This window comes from Paraclostridium sp. AKS73 (genome assembly GCF_025671395.1).
Classification (GTDB): domain Bacteria; phylum Bacillota; class Clostridia; order Peptostreptococcales; family Peptostreptococcaceae; genus Paraclostridium; species Paraclostridium benzoelyticum.
Genome location: NZ_JAIXHU010000010.1, coordinates 34,020 through 54,378 on the forward strand (window position 1 = coordinate 34,020; position 20,359 = coordinate 54,378).

General features: G+C 28.4%; 25 protein-coding genes and 1 other annotated feature. Of the genes, 5 read left to right on the plus strand and 20 right to left on the minus strand.

Going from position 1 to position 20,359, the window contains the following annotated elements:
• Positions 1-71 precede the first annotated feature (71 nt).
• From LEQ07_RS07790 to LEQ07_RS07820, 7 genes are all read right to left on the minus strand, one after another.
• Positions 72-1,658, minus strand: coding sequence for a leucine-rich repeat domain-containing protein (locus tag LEQ07_RS07790; protein ID WP_263330170.1), 1,587 nt, complete (start codon positions 1,656-1,658; stop codon positions 72-74).
• Positions 1,659-1,753: 95 nt separating this feature from the next.
• Positions 1,754-2,773: a M20 family metallopeptidase gene (locus tag LEQ07_RS07795; protein WP_317852046.1), complete on the minus strand. Its 1,020-nt coding sequence runs from the start codon at positions 2,771-2,773 to the stop codon at positions 1,754-1,756.
• A complete protein-coding gene (locus LEQ07_RS07800) occupies positions 2,737-2,889 on the minus strand; it encodes a hypothetical protein (protein WP_263330172.1) in 153 nt (50 codons plus the stop codon). The genes LEQ07_RS07795 and LEQ07_RS07800 overlap by 37 nt, the downstream gene beginning before the upstream one ends.
• A gap of 157 nt (positions 2,890-3,046) precedes the next feature.
• Positions 3,047-3,252: a binding site (T-box leader), on the minus strand.
• Between the two features lie 133 nt (positions 3,253-3,385).
• Positions 3,386-4,750, minus strand: a complete 1,365-nt coding sequence (locus LEQ07_RS07805) for an MATE family efflux transporter (protein WP_046821592.1) — start codon at positions 4,748-4,750, stop codon at positions 3,386-3,388.
• A gap of 76 nt (positions 4,751-4,826) precedes the next feature.
• Positions 4,827-5,009: a hypothetical protein gene (locus LEQ07_RS07810; protein ID WP_263330174.1), complete on the minus strand. Its 183-nt coding sequence runs from the start codon at positions 5,007-5,009 to the stop codon at positions 4,827-4,829.
• 8 nt (positions 5,010-5,017) lie between these two features.
• The gene (locus tag LEQ07_RS07815) at positions 5,018-5,269 is read right to left on the minus strand and encodes a MarR family transcriptional regulator (RefSeq protein ID WP_263330176.1); all 252 of its coding nucleotides are present in this window, start codon (positions 5,267-5,269) and stop codon (positions 5,018-5,020) included.
• Positions 5,270-5,409: 140 nt separating this feature from the next.
• Positions 5,410-5,718 carry a hypothetical protein gene (locus tag LEQ07_RS07820; protein WP_046821594.1) on the minus strand — a complete coding sequence of 103 codons (309 nt, stop codon included), beginning with the start codon at positions 5,716-5,718 and terminating at the stop codon, positions 5,410-5,412.
• A gap of 206 nt (positions 5,719-5,924) precedes the next feature.
• Here LEQ07_RS07820 and LEQ07_RS07825 point away from each other — a divergent pair, with 206 nt between their 5' ends.
• The gene (locus tag LEQ07_RS07825; protein ID WP_046821595.1) at positions 5,925-6,788 is read left to right on the plus strand and encodes a YitT family protein; all 864 of its coding nucleotides are present in this window, start codon (positions 5,925-5,927) and stop codon (positions 6,786-6,788) included.
• Positions 6,789-6,869: 81 nt separating this feature from the next.
• On the opposite strand, the gene LEQ07_RS22950 is transcribed toward LEQ07_RS07825, so the two are convergent.
• The 5 genes from LEQ07_RS22950 to glpT form a co-directional block, all read right to left on the minus strand.
• A complete protein-coding gene (locus tag LEQ07_RS22950) occupies positions 6,870-7,088 on the minus strand; it encodes a hypothetical protein (RefSeq protein WP_442952406.1) in 219 nt (72 codons plus the stop codon).
• A gap of 5 nt (positions 7,089-7,093) precedes the next feature.
• On the minus strand, positions 7,094-9,070 hold the full coding sequence (locus LEQ07_RS07830; RefSeq protein ID WP_263330178.1) for an FtsX-like permease family protein: 1,977 nt from the start codon (positions 9,068-9,070) through the stop codon (positions 7,094-7,096).
• Positions 9,070-9,768 (minus strand): ABC transporter ATP-binding protein, encoded by a 699-nt coding sequence (locus LEQ07_RS07835; protein ID WP_263330179.1) that lies wholly within the window; start codon positions 9,766-9,768, stop codon positions 9,070-9,072. Before LEQ07_RS07835 ends, LEQ07_RS07830 begins: the two co-directional genes overlap by 1 nt.
• Positions 9,768-10,394: a TetR/AcrR family transcriptional regulator gene (locus tag LEQ07_RS07840; protein WP_263330180.1), complete on the minus strand. Its 627-nt coding sequence runs from the start codon at positions 10,392-10,394 to the stop codon at positions 9,768-9,770. The genes LEQ07_RS07835 and LEQ07_RS07840 overlap by 1 nt, the downstream gene beginning before the upstream one ends.
• Positions 10,395-10,552: 158 nt before the next feature.
• Positions 10,553-11,881: a glycerol-3-phosphate transporter gene (gene glpT, locus LEQ07_RS07845; protein WP_021431039.1), complete on the minus strand. Its 1,329-nt coding sequence runs from the start codon at positions 11,879-11,881 to the stop codon at positions 10,553-10,555.
• A gap of 302 nt (positions 11,882-12,183) precedes the next feature.
• Between glpT and LEQ07_RS22955 the strand changes: the two genes are divergently transcribed.
• Complete coding sequence (locus tag LEQ07_RS22955) at positions 12,184-12,327, plus strand: hypothetical protein (protein WP_332843003.1); 144 nt, start codon at positions 12,184-12,186, stop codon at positions 12,325-12,327.
• On the plus strand, positions 12,315-12,857 hold the full coding sequence (locus LEQ07_RS07850; protein WP_332843004.1) for a hydrolase: 543 nt from the start codon (positions 12,315-12,317) through the stop codon (positions 12,855-12,857). The genes LEQ07_RS22955 and LEQ07_RS07850 overlap by 13 nt, the downstream gene beginning before the upstream one ends.
• Before the next feature lie 99 nt (positions 12,858-12,956).
• Here the strand turns inward: LEQ07_RS07850 and LEQ07_RS07855 are convergent, their stop codons facing one another.
• Both LEQ07_RS07855 and LEQ07_RS07860 read right to left on the minus strand, forming a co-directional pair.
• Positions 12,957-13,391, minus strand: coding sequence for a hypothetical protein (locus LEQ07_RS07855; protein WP_263330182.1), 435 nt, complete (start codon positions 13,389-13,391; stop codon positions 12,957-12,959).
• A 146-nt stretch (positions 13,392-13,537) separates the two neighbouring features.
• On the minus strand, positions 13,538-14,983 hold the full coding sequence (locus LEQ07_RS07860) for a DEAD/DEAH box helicase (RefSeq protein WP_263330184.1): 1,446 nt from the start codon (positions 14,981-14,983) through the stop codon (positions 13,538-13,540).
• A gap of 400 nt (positions 14,984-15,383) precedes the next feature.
• Between LEQ07_RS07860 and LEQ07_RS07865 the strand changes: the two genes are divergently transcribed.
• Complete coding sequence (locus LEQ07_RS07865) at positions 15,384-15,761, plus strand: hypothetical protein (protein WP_263330185.1); 378 nt, start codon at positions 15,384-15,386, stop codon at positions 15,759-15,761.
• A 77-nt stretch (positions 15,762-15,838) separates the two neighbouring features.
• Entirely contained in the window at positions 15,839-16,102 is a 264-nt protein-coding gene (locus tag LEQ07_RS07870; protein WP_263330187.1) for a hypothetical protein, read from the plus strand.
• A 35-nt stretch (positions 16,103-16,137) separates the two neighbouring features.
• Here the strand turns inward: LEQ07_RS07870 and fsa are convergent, their stop codons facing one another.
• From fsa to LEQ07_RS07900, 6 genes are all read right to left on the minus strand, one after another.
• A complete protein-coding gene (gene fsa / locus LEQ07_RS07875) occupies positions 16,138-16,779 on the minus strand; it encodes a fructose-6-phosphate aldolase (protein WP_150887408.1) in 642 nt (213 codons plus the stop codon).
• Between the two features lie 28 nt (positions 16,780-16,807).
• Positions 16,808-17,203 carry a D-ribose pyranase gene (rbsD, locus tag LEQ07_RS07880; protein ID WP_263330189.1) on the minus strand — a complete coding sequence of 132 codons (396 nt, stop codon included), beginning with the start codon at positions 17,201-17,203 and terminating at the stop codon, positions 16,808-16,810.
• Between the two features lie 62 nt (positions 17,204-17,265).
• Complete coding sequence (rbsK, locus tag LEQ07_RS07885; RefSeq protein WP_263330190.1) at positions 17,266-18,174, minus strand: ribokinase; 909 nt, start codon at positions 18,172-18,174, stop codon at positions 17,266-17,268.
• 84 nt (positions 18,175-18,258) lie between these two features.
• Positions 18,259-19,092, minus strand: a complete 834-nt coding sequence (locus LEQ07_RS07890; protein ID WP_317852043.1) for an MIP/aquaporin family protein — start codon at positions 19,090-19,092, stop codon at positions 18,259-18,261.
• Positions 19,093-19,269: 177 nt separating this feature from the next.
• Complete coding sequence (locus LEQ07_RS07895; protein ID WP_263330191.1) at positions 19,270-20,097, minus strand: substrate-binding domain-containing protein; 828 nt, start codon at positions 20,095-20,097, stop codon at positions 19,270-19,272.
• 20 nt (positions 20,098-20,117) lie between these two features.
• The gene (locus tag LEQ07_RS07900) at positions 20,118-20,294 is read right to left on the minus strand and encodes a LacI family DNA-binding transcriptional regulator (RefSeq protein ID WP_263330192.1); all 177 of its coding nucleotides are present in this window, start codon (positions 20,292-20,294) and stop codon (positions 20,118-20,120) included.
• Positions 20,295-20,359: the final 65 nt, after the last annotated feature.

The window sequence follows — 20,359 nt, forward strand, 5'->3', positions numbered from 1 at the left end:
TATTGTTATATCTTCCTTACTATCTATCCATTGTATTAGAGTGTTACCTACTCTCGCTATCCCATCTTTAATTATGTTTTGAGAGAAAAATTCATTATTGTAATATCTCCACTGATAAGAATTTTTATATTCTTCAACAACTTCATCAGGAACATAAATTTTTGTACTTTTGATATTTGTAGATATATATGGATCATCCATAAAAACATAGGTACTATTTTAGAATTAATATATAGAACCCTTAGATTTTTGCATTTAAAAAATGGTTGTTTTCCTGATATTAATCTTACATTATCATCAATAGTATATATATCTTCTTCCTTATCTAAAGGATATGCCTCTAAAGCTCTATTATAATAACTGTACAATACATCTCCCTTACTTGTATAAAAATAGTTTTTAGAATCCACAATAAATTTTTTAATTCCATTTGCCATGCTAAAAGCATTGTATCCAATATTTTTAACATTTTCCCCAATATTAAAACAAGGTACTTCTATACATCCAAATGCATAATTACATATATTAATCAAAGTCTTAGGAGCGTTAAATTCCTTTAGTTTAATATTTCCAAAAAACGCATATTCACCTATATAAACTAATTTGCTATTTTTACTAAAAATTACTTTTTCTAAGGATGATAAACTCAAACATGGTGTGATACTTGGTGGACCTAAACTTACCACGTTGTTTGTAAATGAATATTTACCTATTATTTCTACACTATCAGGTATTTCAATTTCTTTAATATTGTAACAATTTGAAAAGCTACTGTTTCCTATAATCACAAGTTTTTGTGGTAATTTTAAATTTTTAATCTGGTAGCAACGATAGAATGCACTTTCACCTATTATACTTATCGGCATTCTATTGTAATGTGATGGTAGTACTAAATTTTGAGGAATCGTGTTTTTATTTTTTGCATATATAGTGTAACTTTTTTTATCACTATTTAATTCAAAACTGAAAAACCCTAAACTTGTAGGCATATAATCTGGAGTTAATAAAATGTTTATATTTTTATTAATACATTTGAAATATGATTTCCATTCACATATATTTATTTTAGATAAATATATATTTAAGTTTTTGGAATTACTGTGAAAACTATCATTTATTGGTTTCAAATGTTGGGATGTAGTAATGTATATTTTTTGCAAATTTATACAGCAATCAAAAACATTTTCCTCAATATTTATTACACTTTTTGGTATTATGATACTTTCTAATGATTTACAATTTTTGAATGCATGACAACCAATATGCTTTAGAGTGCTACCTTCTTCAAATAAAACTATAGATAAGTTAATGCAACCCTTAAATGCCCCTCTATTGATTGATTTTATAGTATTTGATGTTAATACTGAAACTAAGTTTTCACAATTACAAAATCCTTCTGACTCAATATGTGTAACCGGTAGTCCTTTATATTCTTTTGGTATTACAATATATGGAGGTAGATTGTAAGGTTCTTTTGCTGAAATACTATAAGAATTTTCATTACAAATAAGTCTAAAATTAAAGTGCTCAGTATCTGTTTCTTCATGGTTTTGCCTACTGATTTCTCTATAATTAAAAGGCTCCATAATTTTTGAATTTTTACTTATTTCACTGTCACTGTTAAGTTCTATTTCAATATATATATTATTATCATCCATATTATTTCTCCTATAACATATTTAAGCAATTCTGCTTATATTATTATATGTTGAATATTCTATTTTAGGTCACTTTGCAATTGATATTCTATATATTATACCCCTACTTTTAAATTTATCTTATTTACTAAAACATCATATCCTGTATATGCAAGTGCTAAAGTACCTATAAGTAGTCTTTCATGTGCAAAAGGTGTTGTAGTAGCATCTGCCATGTTTACACTATGCCCCGTTACACTACAATTAGATATTCCTATGTAAGGGTGTATTGTAGGTGTTTTATGACTTACATTTCCTATATCACTTGAACCTGTATCTTTTGCTTCATAAATATCTTTTATACCAAGCGCTCTTAAGTTTTTGCTAAAAGCCTCTGACAAACTCTTATTAGTTTTTAAATTATCATTAGGTAATTCATATCTTGTGATCTCCAGTTTTGAACCCGTCATAAGTGCAGCTCCTTTTGCAATATTTTTTACTTTTACTAATACATCATCTAGTATCTCTTTTTTAGATGCTCTAAAGTAAAATTGAGCTATAGCTTTATCTGGAACAATATTTGCAGCTACGCCTCCATTAGTTATAATTCCATGTATTCTAACATCTGGAGTGACATGTTGTCGTAAAGCATCAATTCCATTGAATAACTGAATAACACTATTTAAAGCATTTATTCCATCTTGTGGACAAGAAGCCGCATGTGCAGTTTTTCCTGTGTAAGTAAATTGTAATGGATAAAGTGCCATAGATGTACCACTTTCTATAGTTTTATCTGATGGATGGACCATCATTGCAACATCTAGTTCATCAAATACTCCCTGTTCTGCAAAAACAACTTTAGCTCCATTAGTTTCTTCAGCAGGCGTTCCATAAACTATAATCTTACCTCCAATATCATCTAAAACTTTACTTAGAATAACACCAGCACCTGCTGACATTGCTCCTATCATGTTATGTCCACACCCATGCCCTATTTCTGGCAATGCATCATATTCACATAAATATCCTATAGTTGGACCTTCTTTTTTACTATCATAAGTTGCTCTAAATGCAGTTTTTATACCTAAAAATTCTGTTTCTATTTCAAAGTCATGCTCTTGTAAAAAGAAGTTAATTTTTCTACAGCCTTGTACTCTTCATTCCCAAGTTCTGGATTGTGATATATAAAATCACTAATTTCACATAATTCTTTATGTATTTCTTTTCCCTTTTCAAATAATATAGACTTCATATCTTACCTCCTGTTTAATTTTACATTTAATAAAATAAAAAACCTCTTAGCAATATGCTAAGAGGCGAATTTACGCGGTACCACTCTTATTGGTAAATTTATTAATATTAAAAATGATAACAATCTTGATAATAAAAAAAGCCCCTTGGAATAAAATCCAAGAGGCGAACTATCTCCGCGTTACCACTCTTATTGGTAATAAACTTACCCACTCAATCTCTTAAGGCGAGCAACCTACTGCAATACTTAGTTTCCTGCAGTCTTCTCCAAAGTTCTTTTCACATAAACATCAATGTTTAGCTTCCACCATCCTAAACTCTCTATAAAATTAATTCATGCTACTCTCTTTTTCATCGAATTTTCATAGTTTTCATTTATTTTATAATATTATATTTATAATGTCAATGTTTTACTAACTATCAAGCTTATTATATTCCAAAATCTTTTTTAGTTTAAACATAAATAAAAAACACACTAATTCCGAAAGTTAATGACTTTAATAAGTTACATCTATAGTTGTGTTTTCTTTTGATAATTTCTTTGATAAAATTATAAAATAAATTACACATAATATAATTTGTACAGCTGTAGACATTGGTGTAGCAAGGCCTACTCTAAATAATGATACAGGTATGATTTTGCTCATAAGATATGCTACAGGTATCCTTACTCCAAAAGCACCTATTATTCCTTGTATCATTACAAATGTTGTTTTTCCACATCCATTGAAATAACCTACCATACTAAACATAATTGCAGTTAAAAGACAATCGATTCCATACGCTTTCATATATTCCCATGCTGCTAAAACTACATCTTTATCCTTAGAGAACATGCCTGCAAGTATATTTCCATGGAAAAATGTAGTATAAAACATTATAATACCACAACACAATGAAGCTGAAATAGCATAAATAAGAACTTTCCTTGACCTATCGTATTTTTTAGCTCCATAGTTTTGTGCAACAAATGCAGATACAGCTTGAGAAAAAGCTGATGGTATTAGCATTATAAATCCAACAAGTTTTTCTGCAACACCAATTCCTGCTGATGGAATAACTCCCATTGAATTTCCTATTATCATAATTACAAGAAAAGACATATGTACAAGTCCATCTTGTAATGCTATTGGGGTTCCATATTTGATTATCTTTGAAGTTAAATTTTTATGAAACTTTATACTGTTCTTAGAAAACTCAAAAGGAAGTCCTCTTTTTTTAATAATAACTACCGATAATATAACACTAATTGCCTGAGCCATTATAGTAGCCAACGCAGCACCCATAACGGCCATTTTAAATATTCCAACAAATATTAAATCTCCTATAATATTTGTCACACATGCAATTCCTACTGTGATAAGTGGAGTTTTTGAATCACCTAACCCCCTAAATACTCCTCCTATAATATTGTACGCAATTATAAAAACAGATCCTGAGGCACAAATTTTTATATATACCGTGGTACTATCAAAGGCCTCTTTTGGGGTATGCATAAAAGTTGAAATAGGTGAAGCAAAAGTAACAGTTAAAATAGTTATAACTATCGCTATGATAGCAAAGATTGAAATACCACTTCCTACAACATCTCCAGCTTCTTTTGATTTACCTTCTCCAAGCTTTTGCCCTATAAGTATTGTGATACCCATAGTTAATCCTGTAATTATTACAGTTATAGTCATCATTACTTGACTGCCAGTTGAAACTGCTGATACATCTGCTGCATTTCCAAATTGACCTACTATAAGCAAATCAACCGCTCCATACATAGTTTGCAAAAATAATGCAATCAGTATAGGTATAGTAAATTTTAATAAAGGAGAAAATATTTTTCCCTCTGTAAAATTAGATATTTTTGACATATATCATCCTCCTATTTTTATGTTTTGTGCAAAACAATATTCATCTAAATATAAACGTTATTGGAAATCCAAATGGTTATTCTATACTATTTCTTATTTTATTAAGTACATTTTGAAATACTTTCAATTCTTCTTCCGTTATGTTTTCTGATAACTTATTTTCTATTAAATCAATTGCATCAGATATTTTTTCATAAATCTTTATAGACTTTTCTGTTAAAACTATTTTTTTTAATCGTCCATCTTCCTTAACAGGCACCCTTTCTATTAAACTACTTTTTCCATATTGTTTAACATTAAACTAATTGATGAACGTTTTAAATCAAATACACTCTCCAAGTCCTTTTGAAATACGTCCTTATCCTTACCTTCATTACATATAAAATCTATTACATAAGCCTGTGATATGGTTAAATTATCATCAATTGCACTGATTACAGACGCATCCATCTTTCTTGAAATTATGTGATTAATTTTACTAATATCAAGACCTAACTTAAGCTTTTCTTTATTTATCATATAAACACCTCAACATAAATTTGTTTAGTACAAAACAATATTAACTATTCTTACTCTTTGTGTCAATAAAATATTATAAATTTTTTATGAAATAAAAAAGACAGATTTCTCTGCCTTTTATTTATATAATTATTTTCAAATTAAAAATATCCTTTTTCAATACCTTCTTTATATTGTTTTTCTCGATACTCCCTATTATAAGCTTTATCTTTAAATTCATTAACTTTACTGATATCAAAGAAACTTTCCTTAAGCTCTCTTCCTCCTGTGATTGTTATAATAAAACAACTTTCAACTTCATTGGAATCGGATAACTCTACATAATAATGCTTAAGTTCATCTTTAATAGCGCTCATATACTCGCTTACTCTTGGAATATAATATTTAAAATTGTGATTGTCTAAAAATTCTACAAGTTCCTCTCTGGTATTAAAGCTATAGTTCTTCATATGTATCTCCTTTTAAAATTATGTTTATATATTTATTATCTCTTATTTTTTATAATTATTAATAATTACACATTTAATAATTATCTATGTATATATTTTATCTCTATTAACATTTTATACAAAATTTCATGATATACTTAAATATGTGGAAATTATTGTAAAATCAATAAAAAAGTTTCCAAGTTTAAAAAGGATGGTGATGGGAATTGATTTTAAAAGATAAGAAATACAAGTATCTTTTTGAACTTATAATTTTAGCATTAGGATGTTTTATAATGTCTGTTGGACTTAATATGTTCTTAGAGCCATATATGATAGCGTCAGGTGGACTTACAGGTCTTGCAATAGTCCTTAAAAGTATTTTTAATACTCCTTTATGGCTTATAAACTTAGTTTTCAACATCCCTTTGTTTATATTTGGAGTTAAGATTCTTGGTAAGAAAGATGCTATAAAGACTTTGATAGGAATTTTATTACTTACATTTTTCTTGAAAGTCACAGAACCTCTAACTTCAGCTTTTCAAACTAATGATATATTGTTATCATCAATTGCAGGTGGTATAGTTGTTGGGATAAGTCTTGGAATGTTGTTTAGAATAGATGCATCTACTGGTGGAACAGAACTTGCTTGCCTTATTTTAAATAAGGTTTTTCCATTTATATCTATTTCTGTTTTCATGTTTATAATAGATGGCTTAGTAATAGCTTTAGCAGGACTTGTTTCTAAAAATATTCAAATAGCTCTATATGCTATAATATCTTTATATATTTCAGTCAAAATTTGTGACACTATTGTTGAGGGATTTGATTTTTCTAAATCTTTTATAATTATAACTGATAATCCCGATGAGATTTCTGATTCAATTATGAAAAACCTAGAAAGAGGAGTTACTTTTTTAGAAGGCCGTGGAGGATATTCAAAGCAAAAGAAAGATGTTTTATTAGTCGTAGTTTCTCGACGTGAAGAAGTTATTTTGAGAAAACTTGTTAATGAAATTGATCCTTTAGCATTTGTTATAATAAATAATGCTTATGAAGTACTTGGAGAAGGTTTTACTAGAAAAGTTTAGTATAAAATACTAAAGCCATGAAGATATTAATCTTCATGGCTTTTTATTAATCTTTTTGTGTTTTTAAAGCTTCACTTAAAGCTATTTTTCAATTTTTCTGGAACATATAGATTTCGATATCTCAAAGGTAAGAGCTATTATAACAAAACCTATAAGTATATAAGGTAAGTTAATTTTAGCCTCTAGAGCTATGTCAAGTTCCTCAAATATTTTAAAGATTAAATTTATTATGATATACCCAATAGGTACTCCTATAATATATCCAATTATTACATAAATCCTTGACCCATTTAACATCATTGAGTTTATTTCTTTTTCTTATACCCAAAGACCTTCATAAGGGCTATATGATTTTTATTTTCTTCTATACTTGTAGACGCTATTATATATACTATAATTATTCCTATAATAAAAGCTACAACCGCTATTCCATATATAAATGCTTCCATTAAATCCATATAATCTGCTAGCATATCTTTCATGTTACTAGGAGTGTTTACCATATACACTGAATCTTTATCTAATTTAATAGGCGTTTTTGAAATAATTGCACTATGCTCGCCTTTTTTAAGTCCCATCATTTTATTGAAGTTGTCTATTGAAGTAAATACATAGTCTCCTGTATTTGTTTTAGCTATATCAGTAATTTTTATAGAATACTTTTTGTCATCAAGTATATTTATAAAAGATAGTTTATCACCAATATCTAATTTATATTTTTTTGCCATTTTAGAAGAAATAATAAATTTATTATCATTAATATTTATTTCTTTTCCATGTTTATCTTTTAAACTTACCATTTGTGAGTTTTTGCTTACTCCCAATAACTCAAATTTATCTTTTAGAGTACTATCGATTGCAAATCTAATTCCCGATATCTCCTCTGAACCTACAGGAGGTTTATCTGTTGTAGGCTGTTTTAATATATATTCATAGTTGTAGCTAAATACATCATTACTATCTTGGTTAATTGCATAGTCCATTGAACATTTAGCAATAAATCCATACATCAAAAATACCGTAGCTATAGCAACTCCAGTTACCAAAAATACCAATCTAGGTATTGAACGTAATTGTTCTCTTATAGCAAATTTTGTCTTAAATTTGAATTTACTTAAGTTGATTTTTCTTTCAATTTTATTTACTTTTTTGCTCTTAATTTCATTGTTCATTAATAAAACTGGTGATGATTTCAATATCTTATTAATAGATATGTAACTTCCTACAACAGTAAACAATCCGCATAAAATTATTCCTAATATGAAATATATAGGGCTATACGATAATTTTTCAACTGGTATTGGGAAAAATTCAAGAAATAAGTCAAATATATATTTTTGTACTATAAGTCCAATTGTGCCTCCAATCACCCCACCAGTTAACGAAAGTATTATAGGGTAGTTTAGATAATGCCTCATTATTTCTTTTTTTCTATACCCCAGTGCATATAATGTACCAATCCCTGCCATTTCATTTTTTATCATTCTTCCTAAAACAATGCTTATTAATACAACTGTTATAAGTAATATTATTGTAGGTAATACTATTGAGTATGTGCTTATGGCAATAACTTCTATATCTAATACTGATATCTTTAAGTTATTTTTAGCATATACCCAGTCAATTATATTTACTCCATTTTCATTCAAGTAAGTTTTTAAGTTTTTGGATATGTCATATATATTTTGATTTTCATTGTTGTATTTTACTGAATATAAATATGTACCATTTTTAATATCCTTTTCATTTATTATACCTATACCAAATTCATTTGGATTATTTATAAAGTCTCCTTCTTTTTCAAGTATATAAGCATAATTTGGTATAGCAATAAATCCTGAAATTTTATAAGAAGAATCTCCTATACGATAATTATCTCCAATATTTAGTTTATTTGATTTAGCAAATTGAGGATCTAATGCTATTTCTCCAGCTCTTGGCATAGAACCTTCTAAAACGGAAGTAATATTTACTTTTTCATTTGGAGTAAACAACCTTAATGTTTTCCCACCATCTTCATATTCTTTTACAATCGCTTCATCCATTTTTAAATTGAACTTACTTTCTATTTTGCCTATATCATTAATTTTATTTAAAGTATAAAATTCTAAATCTTCTTGAACATTTTTTCTTACATATTCATCTTTATTATATCTTAAGTTTTGAGCTGTAAGGTTCAATGAAACAAATAAAAAAACCGATAGTATTAACATATACAGCATACCTAAGTATTTTCCCATATTTTCTTTCATTACGCGTAATATGCTTTTATTTAGCTTCATTACCACTGAACCTCCCTCGCATCAGCCGGGTTGTTGTTAGTAATAGAATCCGTAACCTCACCACTTCTAAATTTATATATTTTATTTGCCATAGCACTTATTGAAGCGTTGTGTGTGATTATTAAAATTGTAGTATTGAATTTTCTATTTATATCTTGTATAAGAGAAAGTACATCTATTGCAGACTTATAATCTAGTGCACCTGTTAGTTCATCACAAAATAATATTGCTGGATTTTTTATTACTGCTCTAGCAATTGCAACACGTTGTTGCTCCCCACCAGATAGTTCTTTTGGAAATCTATTTTTTTTATTCATTAATCCTACTGCTTCTAATACTTCATTGATATCAAGAGGTGATTTACTTATGTTTTCTATTATCTCTATATTTTCTAATACTGTTAAATGAGGCATTAAATTGTATGATTGAAATATAAATCCTGTTTTTTCACGTCTATATTCTACTAGTTCATCATCTGATAGTTTAGTAATATCAACTCCATCTACAATTACCTTACCGCTATCTGATTTATCTAACCCTCCAAGAATATTCATTAAAGTAGATTTTCCACTTCCTGATGGACCTAATATTACACCTATATCTCCTTTTTCAATTGATATATTTGTATTTTTTAATGCTATAGTTTCGATATCCTCTGTTTTGTATGACTTGCATAAGTTACTAGTTTTAATAAACATTAGTTTTCTCCCTTATAGTATAATTTTTTATAAAAATTTATATAGTCTTCCACTTCTTCAAATAATCTTTTTAAATCCTCTTCATAGTTTTCATATGATAATTTATCCATCCATTTCATTGATAGTCCATCAAATGTAAGTTCAATGGACTTTACTGCCATATCAATATCTAAATCATCTTTAAATTTTGTCTTATCATAATCTCCTATAAAGTTTAATACTATTTCGTTTCTATTTTTAAGCATATCTTCTATCCATTTTTGTGATACTGGTGACTCATCTGTGTACAATGTTTGAAAAAACTTAAAAATATATGGATTTTTCTTAAGTATTTCAAACTTAATATGCGCAGCCTGTTTATATATTTCAAAAAAATCAGTTTCATTATTTTCTTTTTGTTTAAATGCTTCATCTTTAATTATATCTATTTGATAATTGCAAATATATAAGTATAATCTTTCTTTATTTTTAAAGTATTGAAATATTGAACCTTTTGAAATCCCCGCTCTTAATACTATGTTATCTACTGTTGCACGCATATATCCTTTATTGGCAAACTCTTCTATGGCTGAATTTATTATCCTAAGTCTTTTTTCCTCACCTAGATTTTCAAATGTCTTATTCAATGTTATTCCTCCTTATTCCTCTGTATGACTAACTTGGTCATACTTATATATTATTGAATATGACTAAGTTAGTCAACTTTTATATAGATTAATAAAAATAAAATAAGGCTATAATCTTTTTAGATTATAGCCTTAATTTTTTTTATTTTTATATGTAACTAAGCATTAGATTTTTCTTTTATATTGTGAGTATTCCATGTAAATGATAAAAATACTATAGATAAGATTGCAGATGCTATTAGCATTATAAATCCTCCATCCCAATTAAACTTATCAACTACCATACCCATTGCTAGTTCAGCTAAAACTTGTCCTCCCATATAGCCAAATAAACCGGTAAACCCAGCCGCAGTTCCTGCTGCTTTTTTAGGTACAAGGTCTAGTGCACTTACCCCTATTAACATAACAGGTCCATAAATTAATGCTCCTATTGATGCTAATGCACAGTTTATAGCAAATGGACTTGTACTTTTCCAATATACTGCTGTGGCTATAGCCACCCCAATCATACATATAACTCCCATTGGAGCACGTCTACCATGGAATATATGATCACTAATCCATCCAACTATAATAGTTCCAGGTATAGCCGCATACTCAAACAATGCAAATGCTATAGAAGAGTCTTTTGGGTTAAAGTGTCTGACTTCTTGTAAATATGTAGGAACCCAACTTATAACCCCATATCTAACCAAATATACGAAAACGTTTGCAATAGCTATACACCATAAAAGCTTATTGTTTAATACATACTTAAATAAAATTTCTTTAGCAGTAAGCTCTTCTTCAGCATCTTTAACTTCAACCTCGTACTCTGGGTAATCATCTTTAAATTCTTCAATTGGTGGTAATCCAACAGATTGTGGAGTATCTCTTGCAAATATAATGTATACTAGTCCACCTACAATTGCTATTATTGCTGGTAAGTAAAAAATACCTTTCCATGTTCCAAATAGTGATACCCCAATTAATGCAATTGTAGCTATAAATCCTCCACCTACATTATGTGCAGTATTCCAAATTGACATTTTAACACCACGTTCACTATCTGAAAACCAGTGAGTCATTATTCTTCCACATGGAGGCCATCCCATTCCTTGAAACCATCCATTTAACAACATTAAAACAAACATAAAAGCAATATTAGTTGTGTTTGGTAAAAACAAGTTTACTATACCTGATAATATAAGCCCTATTGCCAAGAAATATCTTGGATTAGATCTATCAGATACATTTCCCATTACAAATTTACTAATACCATAAGATAATCCAAGTGCTGATGCAACAAATCCTATCTCAACTTTTGTAAACCCCTGTTCTAAAAGATATACTTTAGATAAAGCAAAGTTACTTCTTACAAAATAGTATATAAGGTATCCTACATAAATACTAATAAACATCTGGATACGATATTTTTTATAAGCTGAATCTATTTCTTTTTCTGGTAGCCTGCTTATGTATGGAGCTGGCTTTAAAAATTTTAACATTAAAAATCCCCCTTTTTACGTTAAAAAAGCCAAGCTAAGCCTATGTTAATATTGTTAAAATAGTAACATTTTAAGGCTTGTGCTTGACTCCTCTTCTCTAACGCACGTTATATATTGTAATTTTTTTAACTTTATGTCCTCAATATAAAAGGTATCACATGATGATTGGTTTTTCAACATTTTTTACAAATATACATATTAAATATTCATAATAAATTTATTTCGTTAAAATATAGCAAATTTAACATACCTAATTTATAATTAATGATAAAATATTAAAGTTATTAAGGAGGCTTTTATCTATGAAGCAACGACCAAAATCCATAGATTGTACACTTAGAAAATCGTTTTTACGTGTTCCTGAGGTTATTAGAGAATGTAGTGGTATAAATATTTTTGGAAAACGAATAAAGTCACTTGTTTTTCAACTGATTTGGCTATTATAAAAAATGTAAATGCAGACGCAGTAATAGCTGTATATCCATTTACTCCTCAGCCAATAATTACACAATCTATTATTATGGCTTCTGATATCCCTGTTTTCGCAGGAGTTGGTGGTGGTCTTACAAAAGGAATACGCTCAATAATGTTAGGCACTAACGCTGAATTACAAGGTGCCATTGGTGTCGTTGTTAATGCTCCTACAACAAACGGTGTAGTTAGAGCTTTATCTAATGCACTTGATATACCTGTTGTTGTTACGATTGTAAACGATGATACAAACATTCAGGAAAGAATAGATGCCGGAGCAACTATTTTTAATGTTTCAGCTTCTTCTGATACTCCTCGAATAGTTTCAAAAATTAGAGAATCTTATCCTGATTTTCCAATAATAGCTACAGGCGGTCCAACTAATGAAAGTATAAGAAAAACAATAGCCGCTGGGGCAAACGCAATCACTTGGACTCCACCTTCTGTTGCTGAATTATTTAAAGATGTTATGACTTCTTATAGGGAAAATGCAAATTCTCATTAGTGTATAATTTTCGTAATTTATCAATTTCAATCAAAATAATAAGAGGTACCCCAAGAATTGCATATGCATATCTACTGGATACCTCTTATTATTTTTAAATTAAAATGCACATTCTATAAAGTTTATATTTCTATATTCTACAGCCATTGGTACAAATCTAATATTACCAGATTGGCAAGCTATTCTAAACCCTTGAATGCTCCTACGGTCAGTTCTATCCACTATCATAAAGAAATTAGAAGGATTAAATCCTCTTCTCATTACTATTCTAACTATTGCCATCCTTCTACAATTACCTATAGTAAACTGCCCCCCCTCAGGTGATATAAAAGTCTCAGGTGATTGAACTGGATTAGGCATCATAAAATCTACTTCTGTATCTATTTCTGAATCACTATTATCATCATATTCATCGTAAATCTCGTAATTTTCAAAATTCATAGAAGGCTCAAGTAAACTAGCAACTTCTAAGTATTCATTTTTAATATCCACATCTGGTCGTACGTCTTGTAATTCTCTAAGATATACAGCCATAAACTTCCAATAATTATCCCAATATTCTTGCCAATAATTTTTTCCATTGTTGATTCTCCTTTTTATGATATAAATATTGTTCTATATATCATATGAAAATTTCAAACAATGGTTCTTATTTATGCAAATCAATTTATTTTTTAAAATTACATATCTGCTCTAGTTACTTTTCTTGGCCTACCTTTTATATTTTTAGTTTGTAGTGCTTTTAACACCATCTCGCCTTTGTTGTTTAATATTTCAACATAAGTAGATATATCAAGTACACTTATAACTCCAATGTCTTCTGCATTCATACCTTCTATACTACAAAGCGTACCTACTATATCAACAGGTCTCATCTTAGTTTTTTTACCAGCATTTATATGAAGCTTCATTATTTCTTGACTTAGATTTGCACCTTTGTCTTCTTTAACTTTTTGTCTTTGCTCTAACTTTTTGTCAAATTCAGGCTTTAAATCCATTACGACTCTTTTACTTGGTTTCATTTTCATTGTTAATTCCTTACCTGTATAAGAGTATATCTCAAACATACGTCTTTCATCAGATTTCATAACAAAAGTAATAGCTCTTCCCTCTTTACCTGCACGACCTGTTCTACCTATTCTATGAACATAGTTTTCTCTTAAAACAGGTACATCATAATTTATTACATGAGTGATATTATCTATATCTATACCTCTAGCCGCTACATCTGTTGCTATTAAGTATCTAAAATATCCTTTTTTAAAGTTATTCATTACTTTAATTCTCTCATCTTGTTCCATTCCTCCATGTATTTTATCACATGGATATTTAAGTTTTCTTAATTCATTGTATAAAGACTCTACCTTAACTTGTGTATTACAAAAAATAACACAGCTATCTGGATTTTCTATTGTTGTTACATCTTTTAATAAATTTAATTTTCCTGTTTCTTCTATGCTATATCCATCTTGTTGTATTCTATCAACAGTTAATGTTTTTGCTTCAATTTCTATTGTCACGTGATTTTTCATATATTTTTTTGATAATCTATTTATATCATCTGGCATAGTTGCTGAAAATAGCATAGTCACACGATTCTTAGGCAGTAATGAAATTATCTCTTCTACTTGTTCTAAAAATCCCATACTAAGCATCTCATCAGCTTCATCTAGTACAAGATACTTTATGTTATCAGTTATAAAGTTGCCTTCTTTGATATGGTCTATTGTTCTACCTGGAGTTCCTACTACTATATGAGTCTTTTGTTTTAACTCTTTTGCTTGTAATGAAAAAGATGATTTACCATAAAGTGCTGGCACTTTTATTCTTTTAAATCTTCCTATGTTAAATACATCTTCCTTAACTTGTATTGCAAGCTCTCTTGTCGGTGTAAGTATTAATGCTTGTGGTTTGTTTTCGTCCCAATCAACTAACTCACATAGTGGTATTGCAAATGTTGCTGTTTTGCCACTTCCTGTTTGTGATTTTACTAATACATCTTTATTTTCTAGTGCAACTGGTATTACTTCTTTCTGAACTTTTGTTGGTGTCTTATAATTTAGCATATTAAGTGATTTTAATATTTCATTACTTAGTTTGTAATCTTTAAAGTTTATATTTGTCATTTATGTGTTCTTCCTTTATGTCATTTTAGTATTTTTTATAGTATCATACTTCTATTTTTCTATATTCCTTATTTTTCTGTAATACTTAATATATCATAAAAATCATACTTCTCCTAATTATATATTTAACGCTTGATAAAATCTATTAAAAAATACATGCTTTATAAATAATTCTTAGATATATAATTCATAAATCAACCAAAATTCCAACATATTATAATTTATCCAACATTAAAACTGTTAGTTTTTTACAAATACAATAATCTCTAAAAGAATATGTAACTTATTTAGAATATAAATCATATTATGATTATAGACTAGCTTAATACTATAAAATTTATATAGCTAGTTTTTAATTGAAAATTTTTAGTTATGTTTAATCGCCTGGAGGTTAATTTAATTGAAAAAAAAGTTAATTGTTACTATAAATTTTAACACAATGGATTTATCAAAAAATAGATTAACAAAAGAATGGATAGATTATAGAATTGATTTATTTATAAAATACACTTATTTTAGTTTAGTTAATCAAACTTACCAAGACTTTTTAGCCTTAATATACTATGATATAAATAGTCAGGATTTGGTTTTAGATGCTCTGTCTAAATACCCTAAACTTGCTGACAATATTATATTTAGGCCTATGATTTCAACTATTGCTTTTGAACAAATATGCGAGGATGACTTTGTGAAAGAATCTATATTTGGATATGACTATTTATATTTAGTTCCTTTTGACTCTGATAATCTAATGCATCCTGAATATCTTCAAAAATAATAGATTTTGAAACTAAACCAGATACTCAATGTATAATAAATAGAAATGTTTATATTTATGATATATCAACTAATACTATGCTTTCCTTTACTACTCCTGATTATCATTGTGGTTTATATGCATTAATATATGATGTTAATTCATATATTAATGGACTTCGTTATAAATATGCAGATCATGGTTCAGTAGTTCATTTAACTCATGAGTATCTATTGCATGAATATGTTATGGTTTTAATACACGGAACAAATATTTTAAATTCATTATCTGCATATCAAGGAATTCCTAAAACACCTGAAGATTTAAAATCTAAAGCTTTAAAAGATTTTAACTTAATATAAAATAAAAAAGGAGGAACGATTCGTTCCTCCTTATCTTATAGCATATTTTTATAATCAGATAAAAACTTTTCTATTCCTATATCTGTTAATGGATGCTTTGCCATTTGCTTTAATACATTAAATGGTATAGTGGCTATATCAGAACCAGCCATAGCACATTCTGATACATGTATTGGGTTTCTTATACTTGCTGATATTATTTCAGTATTGATACTGTGTACCTCAAATATATTAGCTATATCACTTATAAGATCTACTCCTGTAACGCCTATATCGTCTAATCTTCCAACAAATGGGCTTACATAAGTAGCACCTGCTTTTGCTGCAAGTAATGCTTGTTGTGATGAAAATATTAAAGTAACGTTAGTTTTTATATTCTTTTCTGAAAGAATCTTAACTGCCTTTAATCCTTCTATACACATTGGAAGTTTTATGACTATATTTTTATGTAACTTTACTAAGTCCAAAGCTTCTTCTACCATTTTGTCAGACTCTAAACTTATTACTTCAGCACTTATTGGTCCATCAACTATTTCACATATTTCATTTATTACTTCTTTTATATCTCTTCCTTCTTTAGCTATTAGTGAAGGGTTTGTTGTTACACCATCTAATATTCCCCAAGTTGCTGCTTCTTTTATTTCTTCTACATTCGCTGTGTCTATAAATATTTTCATAATATGTCTCCTTAATCATTATAAGTTTTTAAAATACTACCCCTGATTTTAATATTATATTTGCATATGGTGTAAATTCACCCGTTCTAACTATAGCCATAGAATCTTTAGTCACTTCTTTAAACTCTTCGTGATCTATTTTAGTTATTTTTATATCTTTAAATCTATTTTCTATTTCTTTATAAAGTTTTGTACTAACTGCTTCCATTTCACAAGCTATTATAACTTCTTCTACTTTTAATTCTTCAAGTACCGTATCTAATGTATCTAAAAATGTTGGTATACCATGCTTTAGTGCTAAATCTATTCTTTCAACATTTTTCGGTATAGGAAGCCCACTATCACATATTGTTAACATATCTGTGTGTCCCATTTTTGATATTACTGATGATATTTCACTGTTTATTAAAACTGATTTTTTCATCTTAAATCTCCTTAATTTATGTACTATTTTTTATTTAAGTCTTTATAATTTTAATTATTTTACTAAAATTTATGATTCATAACGTCATATAAGTTTGGTATTGATGTTTGCGCCCCTATATTAGTAACACATAATGCACCTACTTTTGATGCAAAATCCATTGCTTCATCTATATCTTTTCCTTGAGAAAATGCTACTGATAATGCCCCTGTGTAACTATCCCCTGCTGCTGTTGTATCTACAGCCTCTACTTTATATGATTTTTTAAATTCTATTTTATCCTTATCTAAATAAAGACTTCCCTTTGATCCTAACGTAACTATAAGTTGTTTTACACCTTTTTGTATCATTACATTAGCAGCTTTTTTTATATCATCTTCCTTTTCTATTTTCACTCCACTTAATATTTCAAGTTCTGTTTCATTTGGAGTTAATAAATCTACATTTTTTATGATATCATCACTAAGCTTAACTGCTGGTGCTGGATTTAATATTGTAAACTTTCCTAATTCTTTTGATTTTTCTAAAGCGTATTTTATAGTATCTATCGGTGTTTCAAGTTGTATTACAACTATACTACTTTCTTTTATACCATCTATACATTTATCTATATCTGATTCTGTTAATTCGAAGTTTGCACCTGGAGACACTACTATAGCATTTTCAGCATTTTTATCTACAGTTATAAGAGCTACCCCGCTTGGTCCTTTTTCAATTTGTACATAATCAGTTTTTACTTTATCAGCCTTTAATTGTTTTAATAAACTTTGTCCAAATCCATCATTTCCAACTTTACCTATCATGTAAACATCTCCACCAAGTCTTGATGCTGCAACTGCTTGATTAGCACCTTTTCCACCTGGTATTTCTTTAAATTTACTTCCTATTAATGTTTGACCCTTCTTTGGCATTTCATCTACATTTACAACTAAGTCCATATTAAGACTTCCTATTACACATATCTTTTTCATGTTAAATTCTCCTTTTTGTTGTCATAAATTTGTAATATATTTTCATATTTTTTACATATATCTTACATAATTATATCTTTTTTATTATGCAATTTCATCTATTAATTCACTAGATACACTTTCTTCACTTTCATTTTTGCTAACTAGCTTTATTCCAACAAATGTACCTATCGTCAATCCTATCATAGTATAAATTCTGTAATCTACAATTCCATCATACATAGCAAGGTGTATTAACCCTGATGTAACTGCTCCCATTATAGGTGCTACCACAGGTATCCATGCATATTTAAAATCAGAGCTCCCCTTACCTGGTATTGGTAATAATAAATGAGCTAAACGTGGTCCTAAATCTCTAGCTGGGTTTAATGCAGCTCCTGTTACTCCACCAAACGATGTCCCTACTAAAAATATTAAGCACCCAACAGCTAAAGGCTTTAACCCACTTGGAAATGTATTTGTATCCAGTCCTAATATACAAAATACCAACGCAAAAGTTACTATGTACTCACTAAAGAAGTTTGCTAAATTATTTCTTATAGTTGGTGCTGTTGCAAATATAGTTAATTTAGCTTTCGGATCATCAGTTTTTTCCCAATGATGAATAAATTGAAGGTATACTAATAAACCTCCAAACATACCTCCAGCTATTTGAGCTACAATATACCCTGGAACTAAACTCCATTCAAAATTCCCTCTAACTGCTTGCATAATTGTAACTGCTGGATTAATATGAGCTCCACTTATATCCCCAAGGCAATATATAACCATTGCAACGGTACATCCCCAGGCAATATTTATCGCTACATTTCCTGCTTGATATGATCCTGATGTTTTTAATGAATTTCCTGCTAAAACTCCACAACCAAAAAATATTAACATTGTTACACCTATGAATTCCGCTAAATATACACTCATTTTAGTTCATCATCCTTTATAATTATTTTTTGTTTAATTCCTTTTCTTGATATCGTTTTCCAAGTTATATTTGATATAATATACTTATTTTTTCACTTTTCAATATTTTTTCATATTTTTTTCATATTTTTCCATATTTATTTCAGTTCTATATTTTTACGGATAAAAAAATAGAGGCTACTTAGCCTCTGTTTTACTATTAATATTTATTAACTTTTCCGAACCCCTAAGCACAATACTTGGTTTTAATACTATATTTTGAGTCGTGTATGGTTCCTCTTCTAGAATTTTCTTTGATAAAACTTCAAAAGCTATTTTCCCCATTTCAGAAGTTTGTCTAGAAACAACACTAATATTTAATCCTAGATATGTAAAAAATTCTAAATCATCAAATCCCAGTAAAGATATATCTTGTCCTATTTTTATTTCCATTTCATTTAGTGCATTTATAACGCCCAGAGTCATCATATTATTACAACTAAATATTGCAGTTACGTCTTTGTTATTATTTATTATTTCTTTTGTGAGATTATAACCGGAATCAATTTGATAATCTCCTTCGTGAATATAACTTTCATTTATTTCTAATTCATTTACCTTATGTGCTTGCTTATACCCTTCTAATCTAAGCTGGGCAGTCTCATACTCTAAAGGACCTGTTATAACAGCAATATTTTTATGCCCTTCAGATATTAAAGTATCTACACCATCAAAAGCACCCTTTTTGTTATCACTAAATATTCCATCAAAATCACAAAATATCAAATCTCTATCTATTAATATGATAGGTACTCCCAAAGAATTTAGGTTTTGGACATGCTTTTTAGTAGTTTCTCTATTTCTTATAGTTGTTGTAATTATTAGTCCACATATATTAAAATCTTTTAATGCATCAATTATTTTCATTTCTTTTTCAATACTTTCACCACTATCAAATGAAAATACATTATAGTTTAATTTATCAGCTTCTTCAGTTAATCCTTTAAGAACATCTGTAAAAAACATATTTGATAAATCTGGAAATACTACTGCAATGTTTTTTTCTTTTTCATATATATTTTCTTGTTTTTTATTTCTTGTATTGCATTCTTGATCAATTCCCTTGTTTCTTGTTTTACATATCCTGATTTATTTAAATATCTAGAGACTGTAGCTATAGATACACCTGATTTGCTAGCTATATCTTTTGTCTTTATATTCATATCATCTTTCCTCAATTCCTTAGATTAATAGTTTCTATTTTTATATTTAATGTATTATTTGTTTT

Coding starts and splice junctions, on each gene's coding strand:
- LEQ07_RS07790 (WP_263330170.1), bottom strand. CDS start 1,658: ATGGATGATAATAATATATATATTGAAATAGAACTTAACAGTGACAGT.
- LEQ07_RS07800 (WP_263330172.1), bottom strand. CDS start 2,889: ATGAAGTCTATATTATTTGAAAAGGGAAAAGAAATACATAAAGAATTA.
- LEQ07_RS07805 (WP_046821592.1), bottom strand. CDS start 4,750: ATGTCAAAAATATCTAATTTTACAGAGGGAAAAATATTTTCTCCTTTA.
- LEQ07_RS07815 (WP_263330176.1), bottom strand. CDS start 5,269: ATGATAAATAAAGAAAAGCTTAAGTTAGGTCTTGATATTAGTAAAATT.
- LEQ07_RS07820 (WP_046821594.1), bottom strand. CDS start 5,718: ATGAAGAACTATAGCTTTAATACCAGAGAGGAACTTGTAGAATTTTTA.
- LEQ07_RS22950 (WP_442952406.1), bottom strand. CDS start 7,088: ATGATGTTAAATGGGTCAAGGATTTATGTAATAATTGGATATATTATA.
- LEQ07_RS07830 (WP_263330178.1), bottom strand. CDS start 9,070: ATGAAGCTAAATAAAAGCATATTACGCGTAATGAAAGAAAATATGGGA.
- LEQ07_RS07835 (WP_263330179.1), bottom strand. CDS start 9,768: ATGTTTATTAAAACTAGTAACTTATGCAAGTCATACAAAACAGAGGAT.
- glpT (WP_021431039.1), bottom strand. CDS start 11,881: ATGTTAAAATTTTTAAAGCCAGCTCCATACATAAGCAGGCTACCAGAA.
- LEQ07_RS22955 (WP_332843003.1), top strand. CDS start 12,184: ATGAAGCAACGACCAAAATCCATAGATTGTACACTTAGAAAATCGTTT.
- LEQ07_RS07855 (WP_263330182.1), bottom strand. CDS start 13,391: ATGGCTGTATATCTTAGAGAATTACAAGACGTACGACCAGATGTGGAT.
- LEQ07_RS07860 (WP_263330184.1), bottom strand. CDS start 14,983: ATGACAAATATAAACTTTAAAGATTACAAACTAAGTAATGAAATATTA.
- LEQ07_RS07870 (WP_263330187.1), top strand. CDS start 15,839: ATGCTTTCCTTTACTACTCCTGATTATCATTGTGGTTTATATGCATTA.
- fsa (WP_150887408.1), bottom strand. CDS start 16,779: ATGAAAATATTTATAGACACAGCGAATGTAGAAGAAATAAAAGAAGCA.
- rbsD (WP_263330189.1), bottom strand. CDS start 17,203: ATGAAAAAATCAGTTTTAATAAACAGTGAAATATCATCAGTAATATCA.
- rbsK (WP_263330190.1), bottom strand. CDS start 18,174: ATGAAAAAGATATGTGTAATAGGAAGTCTTAATATGGACTTAGTTGTA.
- LEQ07_RS07890 (WP_317852043.1), bottom strand. CDS start 19,092: ATGAGTGTATATTTAGCGGAATTCATAGGTGTAACAATGTTAATATTT.
- LEQ07_RS07895 (WP_263330191.1), bottom strand. CDS start 20,097: ATGTTTTTTACAGATGTTCTTAAAGGATTAACTGAAGAAGCTGATAAA.
- LEQ07_RS07900 (WP_263330192.1), bottom strand. CDS start 20,294: ATGAATATAAAGACAAAAGATATAGCTAGCAAATCAGGTGTATCTATA.